This is a genomic window from Halostagnicola bangensis (assembly GCF_054653435.1).
This window is the reverse complement of the sequence record NZ_BAAIGG010000002.1, coordinates 317524-334279: the sequence shown is the minus strand read 5'-3', so window position 1 is coordinate 334279 and position 16756 is coordinate 317524. Positions and strand designations below refer to the sequence as shown.

General features: G+C 60.6%; 15 protein-coding genes. 8 read left to right on the top strand and 7 right to left on the bottom strand.

Features of this window, described 5'->3' with window-relative positions; all coding sequences use genetic code 11:
• Positions 1-223: 223 nt before the first annotated feature.
• A complete protein-coding gene (locus ACYQ14_RS03265; protein ID WP_459884786.1) occupies positions 224-835 on the top strand; it encodes a universal stress protein in 612 nt (203 codons plus the stop codon).
• A gap of 116 nt (positions 836-951) precedes the next feature.
• Positions 952-2193, top strand: a complete 1242-nt coding sequence (locus tag ACYQ14_RS03260) for a hypothetical protein (RefSeq protein WP_459884784.1) — start codon at positions 952-954, stop codon at positions 2191-2193.
• A gap of 74 nt (positions 2194-2267) precedes the next feature.
• Here ACYQ14_RS03260 and ACYQ14_RS03255 read toward each other — a convergent pair whose 3' ends face one another.
• From ACYQ14_RS03255 to ACYQ14_RS03245, 3 genes are all read right to left on the bottom strand, one after another.
• Entirely contained in the window at positions 2268-4097 is a 1830-nt protein-coding gene (locus ACYQ14_RS03255) for an acetyl-CoA carboxylase biotin carboxylase subunit (RefSeq protein WP_459884782.1), read from the bottom strand.
• Positions 4098-4408: 311 nt separating this feature from the next.
• Positions 4409-4723 carry a DUF8022 family protein gene (locus tag ACYQ14_RS03250; protein ID WP_459884780.1) on the bottom strand — a complete coding sequence of 105 codons (315 nt, stop codon included), beginning with the start codon at positions 4721-4723 and terminating at the stop codon, positions 4409-4411.
• Between the two features lies 1 nt (position 4724).
• Positions 4725-6269, bottom strand: coding sequence for an acyl-CoA carboxylase subunit beta (locus ACYQ14_RS03245; protein ID WP_459889965.1), 1545 nt, complete (start codon positions 6267-6269; stop codon positions 4725-4727).
• A 159-nt stretch (positions 6270-6428) separates the two neighbouring features.
• Here ACYQ14_RS03245 and ACYQ14_RS03240 point away from each other — a divergent pair, with 159 nt between their 5' ends.
• Positions 6429-7844 (top strand): sodium-dependent transporter, encoded by a 1416-nt coding sequence (locus ACYQ14_RS03240; protein ID WP_459884778.1) that lies wholly within the window; start codon positions 6429-6431, stop codon positions 7842-7844.
• 102 nt (positions 7845-7946) lie between these two features.
• Here the strand turns inward: ACYQ14_RS03240 and ACYQ14_RS03235 are convergent, their stop codons facing one another.
• Positions 7947-8657, bottom strand: coding sequence for an SDR family oxidoreductase (locus ACYQ14_RS03235; protein WP_459884776.1), 711 nt, complete (start codon positions 8655-8657; stop codon positions 7947-7949).
• A gap of 100 nt (positions 8658-8757) precedes the next feature.
• Complete coding sequence (locus ACYQ14_RS03230; RefSeq protein ID WP_459884774.1) at positions 8758-9714, bottom strand: NADPH:quinone reductase; 957 nt, start codon at positions 9712-9714, stop codon at positions 8758-8760.
• Between the two features lie 163 nt (positions 9715-9877).
• Between ACYQ14_RS03230 and ACYQ14_RS03225 the strand changes: the two genes are divergently transcribed.
• Entirely contained in the window at positions 9878-10537 is a 660-nt protein-coding gene (locus ACYQ14_RS03225; RefSeq protein ID WP_459884772.1) for a glycerophosphodiester phosphodiesterase, read from the top strand.
• Positions 10538-10693: 156 nt separating this feature from the next.
• The gene (locus ACYQ14_RS03220) at positions 10694-13405 is read left to right on the top strand and encodes a PAS domain S-box protein (protein WP_459884770.1); all 2712 of its coding nucleotides are present in this window, start codon (positions 10694-10696) and stop codon (positions 13403-13405) included.
• A 60-nt stretch (positions 13406-13465) separates the two neighbouring features.
• On the opposite strand, the gene psmB is transcribed toward ACYQ14_RS03220, so the two are convergent.
• Positions 13466-14197, bottom strand: coding sequence for an archaeal proteasome endopeptidase complex subunit beta (gene psmB, locus ACYQ14_RS03215; RefSeq protein ID WP_283834001.1), 732 nt, complete (start codon positions 14195-14197; stop codon positions 13466-13468).
• A 270-nt stretch (positions 14198-14467) separates the two neighbouring features.
• A complete protein-coding gene (locus ACYQ14_RS03210) occupies positions 14468-14638 on the bottom strand; it encodes a hypothetical protein (protein WP_283834000.1) in 171 nt (56 codons plus the stop codon).
• A 294-nt stretch (positions 14639-14932) separates the two neighbouring features.
• Between ACYQ14_RS03210 and ACYQ14_RS03205 the strand changes: the two genes are divergently transcribed.
• From ACYQ14_RS03205 to tenA, 3 genes are all read left to right on the top strand, one after another.
• Entirely contained in the window at positions 14933-15292 is a 360-nt protein-coding gene (locus ACYQ14_RS03205) for a DUF555 domain-containing protein (RefSeq protein WP_459884768.1), read from the top strand.
• Between the two features lie 60 nt (positions 15293-15352).
• Positions 15353-15892 carry a CBS domain-containing protein gene (locus ACYQ14_RS03200; RefSeq protein ID WP_283833998.1) on the top strand — a complete coding sequence of 180 codons (540 nt, stop codon included), beginning with the start codon at positions 15353-15355 and terminating at the stop codon, positions 15890-15892.
• A 178-nt stretch (positions 15893-16070) separates the two neighbouring features.
• Positions 16071-16730 carry a thiaminase II gene (gene tenA / locus ACYQ14_RS03195; protein ID WP_459884765.1) on the top strand — a complete coding sequence of 220 codons (660 nt, stop codon included), beginning with the start codon at positions 16071-16073 and terminating at the stop codon, positions 16728-16730.
• Positions 16731-16756: the final 26 nt, after the last annotated feature.

The window sequence follows — 16756 nt, the reverse complement described above, 5'->3', positions numbered from 1 at the left end:
CCCTTGCTTCTGTGTCGGCTCGCCGGATGAACCACGCGCCTCGACCGGTCCGATCCATCATTCCCGTAACACCATTAGTATCACAAACCCCAGCGAGACGAATAAATGGCGTTCCGGGAAAGGATGACAATTTGCCTGCGCGAATATACAGCGACCGAGGGAAGTCCAACCGGCGTCGCTACTCAGCATATTTATACGTGACACCCCAAATTCAATCGAATCGATGTACCAGAACGTGCTGATTCCGACGGACGGGAGCGACGGGACCCGACGAGCGATCGATCACGGACTCACGATCGCGGATCGGTTCGACGGAACGGTTCACGCGCTTTCGATCGTTCCCGAAGGGCCGCTCGGCACGACGAGCAACGGAGCGGCCGCTTCGGAGGCGGAACGTGCCGTCAACCACGTCGAGAGCGAAGCAAGTCGGGACGAGATCCCAGTGACGACGACGATCGAACGCGGCGTGCCACACGAGTGCGTTCTCGACTACGCGAGCGAGAACGACATCGACATGATCGTGATGGGGACCCAGGGTCGGACCGGCCTCGACCGCTTCCTCGTCGGGAGCGTCACCGAGCGCATCGTGCGAATGGCGGATGCACCGGTCGTCACGCTTCGAATGACCGACGATATCGAGGTCGACGAACCCGAAGAAGCGACTCGAATTGCCCGTCAATCACTCGAGAGCGACAGGAGCGAGCAAGCGACGCTGCTCGAGGAGCCACATCGAACGAGCGGCCTATGGATCGTCCCACTCGAGATGCCGGACGGTGTCGTCGATGTCCACGTCGATGCGACAACGGGCGACGTTCGTCGCACATCGACTCGGTGAGAGCGCTACCGAACTGTCGAAAGCACCATCGGCCTATCGAGAACAACAGCATCGCTACAGACGACCGCGTCCGCTCGAGCAACAACGGTTTTCACACCGGTCACTAATAGCACGCTATGTCCGTTTCCGGGGGATCGCTTTCCGAACCGACCGTGCTCGCACACACCAAGCGGCGGCTGTTTCCCGAGGAGGAAGGAACCTACGCCGTCGTCGACACGCAGTTCGCGAGCGAGCGCTGGCTGGCGGACGAGACTATCGATCGCTCCGTTCGCGAGACGCTTGCCCCGTTCAATCACATCGAGATCGGCGGCGGCTATCCCGACCTCGTCGGCGTTCGAACGCTCGAGTCGGAACTGCTTGCGGTCGAACGACTCGGCGAAGAGCCGCCGTTGATCGCCGTCGAAGCAAAGGGTCACACGACCGACGGGAGCGTCGACACGCGCCGCGGAATCGTTCAGGCGCACGATCGGTTACACGAGGCGAACGCGGCGTACCTCGCCGCGCCGGCAGTCGCGGTGTCCGAGACCGATCGAACGCTCGCTCGAGAGTTAAACGTCGGCGTACTCGGCGTCGATTCGGCGGGAACCGTCGAGCCGCTTGAGACCCCTCGAGTAGTCGGGAACCGAACGACGTCGGAAGCGAACGCGATACGGTTCCAGGCGAGCGCGCAGGGCGTCGCCGATCAGTCGTTTTCGCTCAACCACCCGAAGAACTACCTCGGCTATCCCCTCGCACACTACGCCGATGGAGAGACGGAGACGCTCCTCTCGACGCACAGGGTCGTCAGCGCGACCGACGCCGCGCGACAGGGAGCCGAATTTCTCGATCTCGTCAGCGTTCGACCGGATCGCGTAACGCTGACCGCGCTCGGTCGGGAGGTCGTCCGGTTCGGGATTCGCCGTCACGGCTCCGCCAAGGCCGCCCTCGAGGCGTTCGAAGACTGGTACCGCTCGTCCCAGCGATTTATCGACGCCGCGCCGGCGTGGGGCCAGCTCGCGCGGCGGGTCGTCTTCGCGTACCCCGCTACCCAGTTGATAGTGACCGAACTCGAGAATCTCCACGCGGACGGAAACCCGACACCGTCGTTGCCGACACTGGTCGAGTACCTTCACGTACTCCATCCGACGTTCGCGGTCGAACTGTTCGTCCGCGGCGACGAAGCGATCCGACGCCGAGTGCTCACGCAAGACGGGAATTTACGATCCGAAGCGCTCGAGGACGGCTCGATCTATCACTCGCCGACGGTCTTCCAGCTGAAGGCAATGCTGTATCACGCCGGAATCCTCTCCGAGCGAGGAGCCGAACCGAGTCGCCTCGAGCCGGCCGAAGACGTCTGGGCGTTGCGCGAGCGTCTCTGAACCGTGCGTGCCACCGCGGGTAGCAGCGTTCGCAAAACGAGTCGAATAGTTGGTTCCGGATCTCGAGCGCCGATTTACTCGAGGACGACCAGACTGTCGCCCATGTCGACGCTGTCGCCTTCGTCGACCGCGATCTGCGTGACGGTCCCGCCGCGAGAGGCCACGATATCGTTTTCCATCTTCATCGCCTCGAGGACGACCAGCACGTCGCCGGCGGCGACCTCGTCGTCTTCCTCGACTTCGACCGAGAGAATCGTCCCCTGCATCTCGGCGTCAACGAGTTCGCCGTCCTCGAGTTCGATGTCGTCTCCACCGTCGTCACCACCTGCGACGTCCGGCGGGCTCGGCGCTGAGCCGCCTGGATTGTCCCCAGTCGGAAGCGGCGGCGCGCCGTGTTCCTCGAGGTTGACCTCGAAGCGTTTGCCGTTGACCTCGACGGTGAACTCGCGTTCGACGACCTCCTCGTCGTCCGCGTCGGTCGTCGACTCGTCGGCTCCCCACTGCTGTTGGGCTTCCTCGATGCGGTCTTCTTCTAGTTCCTCGTCGAGGTACTTCGTCGTGTGGCGACTCTGGACGAACGTTTCGTCGGTCAACATCAGTCGGTGGAAGGGGATGATCGTCGGGATCCCCTCGATGTCGTACTCTCTGAGTGCGCGGAGGGATCGCTCGAGACACTCGTCGCGATCCTCGCCCCAGACGATCAGCTTCGCGATCATCGAGTCGTAGTCGGTGACGAGTTTGTCGTCCTGCCGAAGCGCATCGTCGACGCGAACCCCGACGCCGCCCGGTGGGTCGTAGGTGGTGAGCGAGCCGCCCGAGGCCGGCTGGAAGTCGTTGGCCGCGTTCTCGGCATTGATTCGGAACTCGATCGCGTGGCCGTCGATATCGACGTCTCCCTGGTCGAAGTCGATTTCCTGGCCGGCCGCGATCTTGATCTGGCGCTTGACGATGTCGATTCCGGTGATCTGTTCCGTGACGCAGTGTTCGACCTGAATCCGCGTGTTCACCTCGAGGAAGTAGAAGTTCGTCTCCGGTCCGAGGAGGCCGTCGCGTCCCTCCTCTTCCTCGACGAGGAACTCGACGGTGCCGGCGTTCGTGTACTCGGCGGCCGCGACGCCGCGGCGGGCCGCGTCGCCGATCTGTTCGCGGAGTTCGTCCGAAAGCGCCGCGGACGGCCCCTCCTCGATGACCTTCTGGTGGCGGCGCTGGAGCGAACAGTCGCGCTCGCCCAGATGGCGGACGTTGCCGTGCTGGTCGGCGACGATCTGAACTTCGATGTGGCGTGGATTCTCGAGGTAGCGCTCGAGGTAGACCGAATCGTTGTCGAAGTAGGCTTCGCCCTCGCGCTGGGCGCTCTCGAGTTGGTCCTCGACCTCGCTTTCCTCCCAGACGACCTTCATCCCGCGGCCGCCGCCGCCGCCCTCGGCCTTGATCGCGATCGGATAGCCGTGTTCCTCGCCGAAGGTTTTGACTTCGTCGGGGTCGGTGACGGGTTCGGTGGTCCCCGGAACGATCGGGACCTCCGCCTCGCTCATGACGGTGCGGGCTTTGGTCTTTTCGCCGAGAGTTTCCATCGAGTCGCTCGAGGGGCCGATCCAGGTGAGCCCGTCTTCGGCCTCGACTTTGCCGGCGAACTCGGCGTTCTCCGCGAGGAAGCCGTAGCCGGGATGGATCGCGTCGGCGTCGGCTTTTCGGGCCGCCTCGATGACGCCCTCGTGGTCGAGGTACGAGTCGGCCGCGCGCGCCGGGCCGATGTTGTAGGCTTCGTCGGCGTACCTGACGTGACCCGAGTCCGTATCGGCCTCGGAGTAAACAGCCACGGTCCCGACGTTTAGCTCCTCACACGCTCGCATAACCCGTACCGCAATTTCGCCGCGGTTCGCCACGAGAACCTTCCTGAACATTCCTACAAGAACCGTCGCAAGCGCCCTACCTTACTTTTTCGCAACCGATCTCTCGGTATCGATTTCTCGTCAGTCCGTCTGGGAACCGGTCACTGTCATCTGCAGTCGGTTCGATAGCGAGATCACTCGAGATCTGGGCAGTTTGCTCGAGAACGGTAACGAAATATCGTCGTTCGTTCGATCGGAAGCGATGTCCGGAGGTGTCTCGAGGGCGCCCGCTCGTCGACGAGGATCCGTCGGCGGCGACAGTTGGCCATCAACACGAAGCGCCCGTCGGTCAGACGCGATCGTCGACAACACTCGGCCGGTGATCAGAACCGGTCGGTCCGGCCCGCGGCGCTCCAGGGGTTCGTGGGTGCGTCTCTGGGGACTCGAGTGGTTCGTTGTTGCTGGGCTCGAATCCGGCCCGCGTAGCTCCACCGTTTTCCGTCCCAGCTGTCTTCCTCATCGGCGGCCGCGGCGGCTGCGGCGAGTTCCTGGTCGCGGACGTGTGCACTAACTGCAGCCGCGATGGCCGCTGCCTCGGACTCGTCGGCGTCGTCCGGGATGTCGATTTCGATGCTCGATGCCTCGACTGATTCTGCTTCGTCTCGCTCGTCGGCGCGGGCTCGTTGCTTGGATGCCATCTCAGAGCGGGATGTTGCCGTGTTTCTTGTCCGGGTTGTCTTCGCGCTTGGTCTCGAGCATCTCGAGGTCGGCGATCAGGCGCGGTCTGGTTTCAGTCGGGAGGATGACGTCGTCGAGGAAGCCCTTGTCCGTCGCCGTGTAGGGATTTGCGAACTCCTCGCGGTACTCCTCGATGAGTTCGTCGCGGAGTTCGTCCGGGTTCTCCGCCTCCGCGAGTTCCTCGCGATAAAGGATGTTGACGGCACCCTGGGGCCCCATCACCGCGATTTCGGCCGTCGGCCAGGCGTAGTTGACGTCCGCACCGAGGTTCTTCGATGCCATGACGCAGTAGGCTCCGCCGTAGGCTTTGCGCGTGATGACCGTCAGCAGCGGCACGGTCGCTTCGGAGTACGCGTAGAGAAGCTTCGCGCCATGACGGATGATCCCGCGGTGTTCCTGATCGGTCCCGGGCATATAGCCGGGAACGTCGACGAAGGTGACGATCGGAATATTGAACGAATCGCAAAAACGCACGAAACGCGAGCCTTTCATCGACGCGTCGACGGTGAGCGTGCCGGCGTTGACTCGTGGCTGGTTGGCGACGATACCGACCGAGCGGCCGTCGAGTCGGCCGAATCCGACGACGATATTCTGCGAGAAGTTGTCCGCGACCTCGAAGAACGAACCTTCGTCGACCACCGAATCGATCACGTTGGTCATGTCGTAGGGTTTCTGCGGACTCGAGGGGACGATATCCTCGAGCGCCTCGTCACGTCGATCCGGGTCGTCCCACGGCTCGACGCGCGGCGGGTCCTCGACGTTGTTCTGTGGAAGATACGAGAGCAAGCGCTTGATCTTGTCCAGTGCTTGCTCTTCGCTCTCGCAGGCGAACTCCGCGACGCCGGTCTTGTTCGCGTGGGTGACCGCCCCGCCAAGTTCCTCGTGAGTCACGTCTTCACCGGTGACAGTCTTGGTGACGCCGGGTCCGGTGATGTACATGTGACTCGTGTCCTTGACCATGAAGATGAAGTCGGTGATCGAGGGCGAGTAGACCGCACCGCCAGCACAGGGGCCCATAATCCCCGAAATCTGTGGGACGACGCCGCTTGCTTCCTGATTCCGGCGGAAGATCTCCGTGAAGCCGGCGAGGCTCTTGACGCCCTCCTGAATTCGCGCGCCGGCGGAGTCGTTGAGCCCGACGATTGGTGCGCCGACCTCCATGGCCATATCCATGACCTTGCAGATCTTCTCGGCGAACACCTCCCCGAGCGAGCCGCCGAAGACGGTGAAATCGTGGGCGAAGACGAAGACGGTTCTGCCGTCGACCTCGCCGTACCCGGTAACGACGCCGTCGCCGGGTATCTTCTTTTCCTCCATCCCGAACTCGCTCGTCTGGTGAGTGCGGAGCTGATCGAACTCGGTGAACGTCCCCTCGTCGAGGAAGTAATCGATCCGCTCGCGGGCGGTCATCTTTCCCTTCTCGTGTTGTTTCTCGATCCGGTCCTCGCCGCCGCCTTTCAGCGCCTCCGCCCGAAACTCCTCCAGCTCTTCGATGCGATCCTCCATCGTCACGGCGACCACCTGCTCCGAGTCATAGCGAACAGTCGTGTAACCACTGGGAAAAAGATTTCCGTCCATTTTTTAGGCAAAATTTCTCGAGACAATTCTCCATTAATCCGTCATATCTAGTAAGTTATTAGTGGTGGGGGGGAAGATATCCCGCCCATGGCAGAACGTGAAACGTGGGCCACGAGAACAGGGTTCATACTAGCCGCGGTGGGGAGCGCCGTCGGCCTCGGGAATATATGGCGGTTCCCGTTCGTTACCGGTGAAGGGGGTGGTGCGGCCTTCTTACTGGTATACTTACTATTTATCCTGGTCGTCGGATTCCCGGCAATCCTCGTTGAGTTCGTTGTCGGTCGGCACACTGAACGCAATCCGGTGGGTGCGCTCATCGAACTTGGCGGGGGAGCCTGGAAGTTCATCGGCGCAATATTCATTATGACCGGGTTTGCTATATTATCGTACTATAGCGTCGTCGCAGGCTGGTTCATCCGGTATTTCGTCGAAGGCTTTCGCGATAGCTACGCAGGCCAACTCGCAGGGTACGAAGATATTGCAGCTGAGGCTGGAGAACCATCAGCGGCCATCATGTTCGGCGAACTGTCGACTGGCCTCGATGCGTTCTTTTTCCATACGCTCTTCATGGCGTTAACGATCGGAATTGTCGCGTTGGGCATCCGTCGCGGGATCGAACTTGCAGTGAAGGTAATGGTTCCTGCGATTATTCTCCTGCTCGTCGGAATGGCCGTCTGGGCGTTTACGCTGCCCGAATCCGGTGCAGGATATTCGTATTATCTGTCACCGGACTTCGCTGTAATCGCGGATAACTGGGTGGAATTACTCCCGGCAGCGGCCGGGCAGGCGTTCTTTACGCTGTCACTCGGGATGGGCGTGATGATTACGTATGCATCCTACCTCGGTGAAGACCGAAACCTCTCAAAGGACGGTGCGACAATCATCGGATTCGACACCGGAATCGCGTTCCTGACCGGACTTGTCGTGTTCCCAATCTTCTTCTCGGCCGGTATTCAGGAACCGGGAGACGGTGGCGCTGGCGCAATATTTGTGTCAATGACTGAAGCGTTTGCATCCGTTCCAGGCGGTCACATTCTCGGGGTACTGTTCTTCGGGACAGTTGCTATTGCTGCGCTCTCGAGTGCAATTTCACTGCTCGAGGTCGTGACTGCATACGTCATCGACGAGAAGGGAGTCGAACGATGGAAGGCGGCACTCGGCATGGGTGGCGTCATCTACCTTCTCGGTGTCCCTGTTACCTACGACCTAATCTTCCTCGACATGCTCGATGGACTAGTCGAGGGGATTCTTCTCGTATTCGGTGCGACGATGTTGATGATCCTCGTTGGGTGGATCGCTCCGAAGTTCGCCGTCCAAGAACTCGAAAAAGGAATTGGCGACCTCGGCGGGCTGGGGACGGCGTGGATCTGGGCGGTCCGTGTCCCTCTTCTCCTCGTTCTGGTCGTTACTCTCGTGTTGGGCGTCCTCGGATACTACGAGTTCCTTACAGGAACCGACCCTGATCAGTTGTACGGCTGGTTACAAGATCAGGGGTATTTGTAACGAACAGCTCGACTAATTCCGTTCTCTTGTGTCCGTGCCTCCTCGACGGACCAACTAGCCGGGTGGGAGAAAATCATACTGCGCGTTCTATTGTCAGTGGCCTCAGGCTTCGCCGTAGACTGGAACAGCAGCGCCGCTCGTGACGCTCGTCGCCTCACTACACAACGTGAGCATCGTCGTCGCGATGTCGGCCGGATCGACCCACTTCTCGTGATCCGAATCCGGCATCATCTCCCGATTCATCGGCGTGTCAATCACGCTCGGCATCACGCAGTTTGCCCGCACCGTTCCGAGGTTCTCCTCTGCGAGCGTCTCCGTCAGGATCCGAATTCCGGCTTTGGTGATCCGGTACGGGCCGTCGCCCTCGCCGCCCTCGAGTCCCGAGCGCGCGCTCACGCTCACGATCGAGCCCTCCGCGTCTTGTAAGTGCGAAAGGGCGTGCTTCGAGGTCAAGAAGGCCGTCTTCAGGTTGATGTTCATCAACGCGTCGAACTCCTCCGTGCCAGTCTCTTCGAGGTGATCCCCGCCCATCCAGGTGCCAGCGATGTTGAGCAGATGATCGACCCGACTATGGTCGTCGTTGATCTCCTCGAAGAGCCTCGAGACGTCGTCCTCGTCGGTCAGATCCGCCTCGTAGAAGCGGACGCCCTCATCGGACTCGAGGAGGCTGTCTTCGTCGTCCGGCTCGACGACGTCGACGGCGCAGACGGTTGCACCGGCGTCTCGAAACGCTTCGACGGCCGAACTGCCGAGCGCACCGCTCGAGCCGGTGATCACCGCGACGGTTTCCGAAAAGTCGTACGTGACAGACATAGACACCCGTTCGGCGCGAAGGTCCAAAAACGGATACCCTGCGTTCGGGCGTCGAGAACGGAGTGTGACGACCGTCGGTGGCTGTTCGACGGCGCCCGTTCTACGGCGTGACGACCAACTTCCCGAAGAAGCTCTCCGAGAGCACGTCCTCGTGAGCGGAATCGAGATCCTCGAGGTCGTACGTCCGAGCGATTTCGGCGGACAGCTTCCCGGCCGACAGCAGTTTGGCGACGCGACGAAGCACCGCGGAGATATCCGGGGTGTTGAACATGCTGATCAGGTGAATCCGCAGCTCCTTCGAGCGAGCCGCGGGCACGTTCGAGAAGCCGGCCTCCGGAACCGTGTTGCCGATCCCGACGACTCGAGTCCCCTGCTTCGCCACGTCGGCGTCGAACTGGAGGTAGTCATCGAGTCGGTGATCCAGGATCACGTCCGGCGAGCCGGCCTCGACGACGGGGTCCTCGAGGTCGTCTCGAGCGTAGTCAACTGTCGCGTCCGCGCCCAGTGACTCGAGTCGGTCGTGGTACTCCGGTGAGGCCGTCGTCGTCACGTCGGCACCGGTCGCGGCCGCGATCTGGACCGCGGCGTGGCCGACGCCGCCGCTTCCGCCGTGGACGAGACAGCGTTCGGCTGGTTCGAGGTCGGCGTGGTCGATAAGCGACCGCCAGGCGGTGACGGCGGGAACGCCAAGCGCTGCGCCAACTTCGAAGGAGGTCCCCTCCGGAAGGACCGCGATCCTGTCGGTCGGCGACACGGCGTACTCCGCACACGTGCCGGGAACGTCCTTTCCGAGTCCGGTTCCGAACACGCGGTCGCCCGGTTGAAACTCGGTTACGTCGTCCCCCACCGCCTCGACAGTGCCGGCGAAATCTGATCCCGGAATCCAGGGGAGTGACTCGGGCGCGTACGACCCTTCGCGGAAGTAGGTGTCGACAGGGTTGATTCCCGCAGCGGCGATCTCGACGCGCACCTCGCCCGCGTCGGGCTCGGGTCGGTCGACCTCCTCGAGTTCCAGTACGTCCGTTCCGCCGTGTTCGTGGTATCGAACGGCTTTCATACCAGATACTTGTGGCTCGAATGATATAGGATCACGTGATCGAACTCGGACGAGGGCGGTTGGCGTCTCGAAAGCGATAGCAGAGTGGACCAACCGAGTTGCGTATCGACCCGCTCCGCCACCTTGATACCGGTTCGTGTGCCAGTTTAGGTACAATACTCTCATGCGGCTCATCGCTCACCGCGGCTTCGCGGCGACGGCACCCGAAAACACGATTGCGGCTGTCCAATCGGCCGCCGAATATGCCGACGCCGTCGAGTTCGACGTCCGACGGTGTGGCTCCGGCGAACTCGTGGTCATCCACGACGAAACCGTCGACCGCGTCACCGGCGGCGTCGGCGCGGTGGCGGACAGTTCGCTCGAGGAACTCCAGACCCTCTCCGTGCTCCAGTCGGGCGAGCGCGTTCCGGCGCTCGAGGAGATGCTCGAGGTCGTTCCGCCGTCGATCGAGATCAACCTCGAGATGAAGGAACTCGACATCGCGGCGGACGTGCTCGAGGCGATCGACGGGATCGAAAATCGGGTCGTCACGACCTCTTTTCTCGAGCCCGAACTTCGGTCGATTCGAGCGCTTGATCCGAACCAACCCACCGGGCTGCTGGCCAGTCGACACCTCGAGACGCCCGTGACGACCGCGGTCGAACTCGATTGTGACGTGATCGGAGCAAACTACTGGCGGTGTCTGAGCACGCTGCTCGTGGACCGAGCGAAGGCGGTCGACCTCGAGGTTCACGCGTGGTCGATCGAACGGCGGTTCACGGCAAAACTGCTCGAGCTGCGCGGCGTCGATTGTGTGTCGTCGGACCGACGGATCGAACTCTGATTCGCACCGGAAGCGTCGACTGGTGGGATATCGGCGAGCACATACCGACGGGTAGCTTCGACGAACGGTGTCCGACATCGTCGATGAGGACGGGAACCCAGCACGGCGTCGTCAGTCCGGCAGAGCGCTTTTAGGATTCAGAGCCTACTCAACTATATGAGCGACGGGGAGCCGGCCGCTGATGACGCGTTTCGAGGTGGCACGGACGAAACCAAATCGATTCAGCGATTTCAGACGATCGCGGAGCTGGTAGACGACGGCGTCTATCAACTCGACTCGAAGGGTCGATTTGTCGAAATCAACGATACGCTCCTCGAGGAAACGGGCTATGCTCGCGAGGAACTCCTCGGTGAACACGCCTCGAGTCTCTTTCGGGCGGATACTGTCGACCGTCTCGAGCGTGAGATCCGCGCTCGACTCGAAGCGGATGGCGATGACGATCAGACGGCGTTCGATTGCGTGATCGAAGCGGCGAATGGAGGCTCCGTCGCCTGTGAGCTGCGCTTCAGTCCGCTCGTCGTCGACGGCGAGTTCGATGGGGCCATCGGGATCGTTCGGACGAACGAGGATCGTCGGCATCTTCCAGATACTCGAGACGACGACGCGATAACCCCGATATGGAGTACCTGCGAATCGCTCGGCTCGGTGATCGACGAAGCGGATATCGGTGTCTTCGTGCTCGACGACGAGTTCGACATCGTCTGGATCAACGAAACCACGGAGACGTACTTCGACGTGGACCGAAGCAATGTGATCGACCGAGACAAGCGGACGATAATCGAGGAGACGATTCGACACCGCCTCGCAGACCCAGAAGCGTTCGTCGAAACCGTCTCGGCGACCTACGACGACAACAGTTACGTCGAGCAGTTCGAGTGTCGGATCACGGCAGGTCCCGACCGAGACGAACGCTGGCTCGAGCACCGAAGCAAACCGATCGAATCCGGCCAGTACGACGGCGGTCGTATCGAACTATATTACGACATCACGACGCGGAAAGCTTCGGAGAAAGCTCGACGGGAGAGCGAACAGCGGTTCAAATCGTTGGTCGATGCCCTCGAAGAGTATGCACTGTTCATGCTCGACACGGAGGGCCAGATTGTCAGTTGGAACGAGGGAGCAACGCGGATCAAAGGTTACGATTCGGAGGACGTTATCGGCGAGCATTTTTCGATGTTCTACACAGAGCAAGATCGAACTGAGGACGTTCCAGCCCGGAGCCTCGAAGCGGCCAGAGAGAGTGGTTCGGTCGAGGACGAAGGGTGGCGTGTCCGCGCGGACGGATCGAAATTCTGGGCGAGCGTGACGATCACGGCGATTCAGGACAACGGCGAGTTGCAGGGATACGCGAAGGTTACCCGCGATATGACCGATCGACGACGGTGGGAACAACAACTTCAGCGCGAACGCGATCTCGTCGAACAGATTCTGGAAACGAGCCCAGTGGGAATCGCAGTCACGGATCCGGACGGAACGCTCGGACGGGCTAACGAGCGAATGGAACAGTTCCTGGGAGTTTCCGCAGGCGATGGTTCCGAATACGTCGCTGGCCAACGGGATATGTTCGACGCGAACGGCGAGTTCCTCCCGGTAAGCGACCGACCTGCAACCCGAGTCTTCGAGACGGGCGAACCCATATACGATCAAGAAATCCTACTAAAGCGGCCCGGCGACCGACGGACGTGGCTGTCCGTAAACGCCACGCCCATCACCGACGAGCAAGACACACCCGACCAAGTCGTCACGACCGCGACGGATATTACCGATCTGAAAGAGCTGGCCGAACGGCGAAAACGCGAACTCGAGGAGCGGGAGAAAGAACTCGCCGCCGTCCAGCTCGCCACGAGCTTGCTCGAAACCGGCGACCAACCGGTCGACGAACTACTCTCGGAGTTCGTCACAAAACTCCCGCAATCATTCCGATATCCCGATCATACCGCTGCGCGGGCTTCGGTTGGGGAGTACGAAGCAACAACTGAGGCCTACGAGCCACGGAACCGACAGATAACCGCCCACAGGAGTACGGCCAACGATACGCCCGTCTCGATTACCATCGTTTTACTCGAGAATCCGACGAATGAAGCGAAAGCGCCGTTTCTCGAGGAAGAACAGGAACTGATCGAGACGCTCGCGACGCTCGTGAAGATCTACTTCGAGCGGCGGGAGTATATCGACGAATTACGGGCCGAGACGAGACGGCTCGAGCAGTTCGCTTACGCCGCGAGCCACGATTTACAAGAGCCCCTACGGATGATCTCGAGTTATCTTCAACTCCTCGAACGTCGCTACGAAGACGTTCTCAACGAGGACGGCATGGAATTTCTCGAGTTCGCCGTCGACGGTGCCGAACGGATGCGCGAGATGATCGATGGACTGCTCGCTTACTCCCGGATCGAAACGCAGGGTCAGCCGTTCGAGCGGGTCGATCTCGACGCCATGCTCGAAGACGTTCTCACGGACCTCGAGGTAAGGATCGCGGAAACAAACCCCGAGATCACCGTCGAAACGCTACCGGACGTTGAGGGCGATGTCAACCAGCTTCGACAGGTGTTCCAAAACCTCTTGGACAACGCGATCGAGTACAGTGACGGACGCCCTCGGATTCACGTGTCTGCCGAACGACGAGGCGAAGAATGGGTCGTTTCCGTTCGCGACCGCGGGATCGGTATCGATTCCGAAGAGATGGATCGAATCTTCGAGGTATTTCAGCGACTCCACAATCAAGACGAACACACAGGGACTGGTATCGGACTCGCACTCTGTGAACGCGTTATCGAACGACACGGCGGCGAGATCTGGGTCGAATCCGAACCCGGCGAAGGCTCGACGTTTTCGTTTACCCTGCCGGACGCGTCGGATCGCGACTGAGTGGTAACTAGGCTAGTCTGTTGTCTGTGGTGTTCGAAACGAACGCAAAACCCGTCTGCTCTAAATGACTTCTTCGAAGTCGTTGTGGCCCTGAATGTCGACGCCGTCTTCGGTGATCTCACAGAGGAAGACGCCGTTACCCGAGCCTGTGTCGCGCTCGGCCGCGGACTTGATTCCCTGGGCCGCGATGGTCGTCGCCTCGTCGTTCGAGAGACCCTCTTCGTAGGTCTGTTCTAAGTGCCCGTAGGCGAGTTGCATTCCGCTCCCGGTAACGGTGTAGTCGTCTTCCATGACACCGCCGGCCGGATCGATGCTGTAGACGTGACTTCCTTCCTCGTCGACGCCGCCCAGAATCGGGTGGATAGCGAAGAACGGACCGCCTCGAGCGAAGTTTCCGGCGAGCGTCGCGAGCGCGTTCATGCTCATCCCCTCGCCGCGGCGGGTCCCGAAGAGGTTGACCTCCGCGCGGAGACTCGAGATGAACGACTGTGCGCCGCCGACGCTGCCGACCATCGTCAGTGCGGCGGTCGGGTGGATCTGCTCGACCTTCTGGACGTTTTTGTTCGAGACGAAGCGGCCGCCGAGGCTGGCGCGCATGTCCGTCGCGATAACCACGCCGTCGGCAGTCGTGATTCCGATCGTCGTCGTCCCTGTCTTGTTGACGTTGTCGAGGTCGGCGCGCGAGAGATCGTTCTGGGGCATCGAACCGAGCTCAGGCCCGTACGGGTCCGTGTCGTCTGCCAACTGGTCGACCGTCCGGGAGAACTCCGAGTCGCGTGTTGGTGTTCGCATTATAGGTGTCTAACGACCGGGGCGATATAAAACATCGGCGGTCACCACTCTCGTTTCCGCTTCCGAGATGATATCGACTGTTCTCGAACGGATAGCAGACGGGAGCGCTGTCGCTTCGTGGGTCGAAGTACTCGGAAAAGACGTGATTGCCCGGAAAAAACGTGATTGCTCGGAAAATCGTGATATCCGCGGTGGCGGCTTAATCGTGTCGAGGTCGGTACAGTTGTTCGGTTTCGGTGGTCGATTTGGTGTTTCCGTATCGTCTTCTGCCTATTTCTGGGCCTTCTCGAGGGCCTCACCGACATTTGCGAGGACCCGGTGGAGGGGGAAGTTGAGACCGATCTGGTTAGCAACGATTGCAAGCGGCATTGCGGCGATACCGACGACAATGCACAGTTGATACATTGCGAACAGCGCGGCGTTGTGTACGCGGGATTTCATCAGCGTTCATCGTCGCCCAGGCCGAGGGAGTATATAAGTCTTTGTGTCTTTCTCCGCAGTGACGATCGTTTCGCTCCGTTTCGGGTCGGCGCTGTCTTGCGATTCAACTGAGGTTGTAGAGAGGACAACCAAAGGAGCGTTCGAAACGAACTACGGCTATCCTGACCGGATTCACTCCGGGTGATTCTCATAAGTTATGCTCATCATCTAACTCTCGTCCGCACCCGCAGATCGGAGGAAAATCGTCGAGAACGGAATCGCAAGAGAGGAAACCCCCCACCACGTTTGGATGGTATGAGCAATTATCTCGTCGCGATGGAAGCTGCATGGCTCGTTCGTGATGTCAGCAAAGTCGACGACGCAATCGGTGTCGCAGTAAGCGAAGCCGGAAAGCGACTCAATCAGGAGAACATGGAGTATGTCGAAGTCGAAGTCGGCGCGACGGGTTGTCCCGCCTGCGGCGAACCGTTCGACTCCGCGTTTATCGCCGCGGACACCGCACTCGTCGGTCTCGCCCTCGAGATGGACGTGTTTAACGCCGACGGCGAGGAACACGCCTCTCGAATCGCCAAGAGCGAGATCGGCGGCGCACTCCGTGACGTCCCCCTGTCGGTGGTCGAAGTCTTCGAGACCGAAGCCGACGACGACGAATAACTACCGCCCAAAAGTCGACACGACCCAAAGACTTTCTATAACCCGTAGTTATTTAGCCGTATGGAGCTACCGACGCCCGCGGACCTCCGACAGCGCCGTACCGACCTCGGGCTGACCCAAAGTGAACTCGCCGAGAAGGCAAGCGTCTCCCAACCGCTGATCGCCCGGATCGAAGGCGGGGACGTGGACCCGCGGCTCTCGACGCTGCGTCGAATCGTCACCGCCCTCGAGGAGGCCGAAAGCGACGTGATCCGCGCCGAGGACCTCATGAACGAGGCCGTCGTCAGCGTTTCACCCGACGATTCGATCAGTGAGGCCGCGCGCAAGATGGAGTCCGAAGCGTACTCGCAACTCGCGGTTATCCAGGACGGCATTCCCGTCGGATCGATCAGCCAGAGCGATCTGGTTCACCTCGATTCGGAGTCCCGAGACGAAACCATCGACAACCACATGAGCGAGAGCTTCCCGACGGTCTCGAAGGACGCCACCCTCGACGAAATCAGTAACCTCCTCGAGCATTATAAGGCCGTCATGATCACAGAGGCGGGCGAAACGATCGGAATCATTACCGAGGCGGATCTCACGGCGCGACTTTCCTGAGTCTCTTCCAATTTGTGTCGTCGAAACGGGAAGCCCGCCCCTCGAGGGTGAGCAATTCACCGTCCCAGCGCTGTTTTCGACTGTCCGTCACCGATCGAGACGTGGTTCGATCGACAGCGAGATATAACCCAATTATAGTGGCCAATTATATTACGCTGGAGGGGCTTGCTGTCTGCTAATGGCGTTCAGCGATCAGCTACTCGAGACCGGCGACCACATCTGGGAGGCACAGAAAGATCATCCGTTCGTGCGAGAACTCGCGACGGGTGAACTCGACGAGGAAGCGTTTCTTACCTGGGTTCGACAGGACTACCGATATTTGCTCGACTACGCGCGCGTGTTTGCGATCGCCGGAACGAAGGCCCGCGACGAGGAGACGATGACACACTTGCTTGAGGTCGCACACACCGTTCTCGATTACGAGATGGATCTTCACCGGGAGTTCGCCGCCGACTACGGCATCGATCGGGCGGAACTCGAGTCGGTGCAGAAATCGCCGACCTGTATCGCGTACACGAATTACCTCGTCCGGACCGCCCACGAGGGATCGCTGGCGGAAATCGCGGCGGCGATCTACCCCTGCGGACAGGGGTATCTTGATATCGCGGACCACATGGCGGAGATCGCACCGGAAGAACACCGTTACACGCCGTTCATCGAAAAGTACACCAGCGACGACTTTCGCGAGGCCGTCGACTGGATGCGAACGTTCGTCGATCAGTGCGGCGAACGGTACCCTGGCGAGCACGAGGCGATGGAGGAGGCGTTCCTAACCTGTGCCCGACTCGAGCACCAGTTCTGGGAGATGGCCTACGCTCGAGAAGAGTGGGATCTATAACGAGAATCGACGAACCGCTCGAAACG

Bases quoted from the DNA above. Each gene is read 5' to 3' on its own strand.
- ACYQ14_RS03260 (WP_459884784.1), top strand. From the start codon at position 952: ATGTCCGTTTCCGGGGGATCGCTTTCCGAACCGACCGTGCTCGCACAC.
- tenA (WP_459884765.1), top strand. From the start codon at position 16,071: ATGGCGTTCAGCGATCAGCTACTCGAGACCGGCGACCACATCTGGGAG.
- ACYQ14_RS03250 (WP_459884780.1), bottom strand. From the start codon at position 4,723: ATGGCATCCAAGCAACGAGCCCGCGCCGACGAGCGAGACGAAGCAGAA.
- ACYQ14_RS03200 (WP_283833998.1), top strand. From the start codon at position 15,353: ATGGAGCTACCGACGCCCGCGGACCTCCGACAGCGCCGTACCGACCTC.
- ACYQ14_RS03245 (WP_459889965.1), bottom strand. From the start codon at position 6,269: ATGGAGGATCGCATCGAAGAGCTGGAGGAGTTTCGGGCGGAGGCGCTG.
- ACYQ14_RS03230 (WP_459884774.1), bottom strand. From the start codon at position 9,714: ATGAAAGCCGTTCGATACCACGAACACGGCGGAACGGACGTACTGGAA.
- ACYQ14_RS03220 (WP_459884770.1), top strand. From the start codon at position 10,694: ATGAGCGACGGGGAGCCGGCCGCTGATGACGCGTTTCGAGGTGGCACG.
- ACYQ14_RS03255 (WP_459884782.1), bottom strand. From the start codon at position 4,097: ATGTTCAGGAAGGTTCTCGTGGCGAACCGCGGCGAAATTGCGGTACGG.
- ACYQ14_RS03235 (WP_459884776.1), bottom strand. From the start codon at position 8,657: ATGTCTGTCACGTACGACTTTTCGGAAACCGTCGCGGTGATCACCGGC.
- ACYQ14_RS03240 (WP_459884778.1), top strand. From the start codon at position 6,429: ATGGCAGAACGTGAAACGTGGGCCACGAGAACAGGGTTCATACTAGCC.
- ACYQ14_RS03265 (WP_459884786.1), top strand. From the start codon at position 224: ATGTACCAGAACGTGCTGATTCCGACGGACGGGAGCGACGGGACCCGA.
- ACYQ14_RS03210 (WP_283834000.1), bottom strand. From the start codon at position 14,638: ATGAAATCCCGCGTACACAACGCCGCGCTGTTCGCAATGTATCAACTG.
- ACYQ14_RS03205 (WP_459884768.1), top strand. From the start codon at position 14,933: ATGAGCAATTATCTCGTCGCGATGGAAGCTGCATGGCTCGTTCGTGAT.
- psmB (WP_283834001.1), bottom strand. From the start codon at position 14,197: ATGCGAACACCAACACGCGACTCGGAGTTCTCCCGGACGGTCGACCAG.
- ACYQ14_RS03225 (WP_459884772.1), top strand. From the start codon at position 9,878: ATGCGGCTCATCGCTCACCGCGGCTTCGCGGCGACGGCACCCGAAAAC.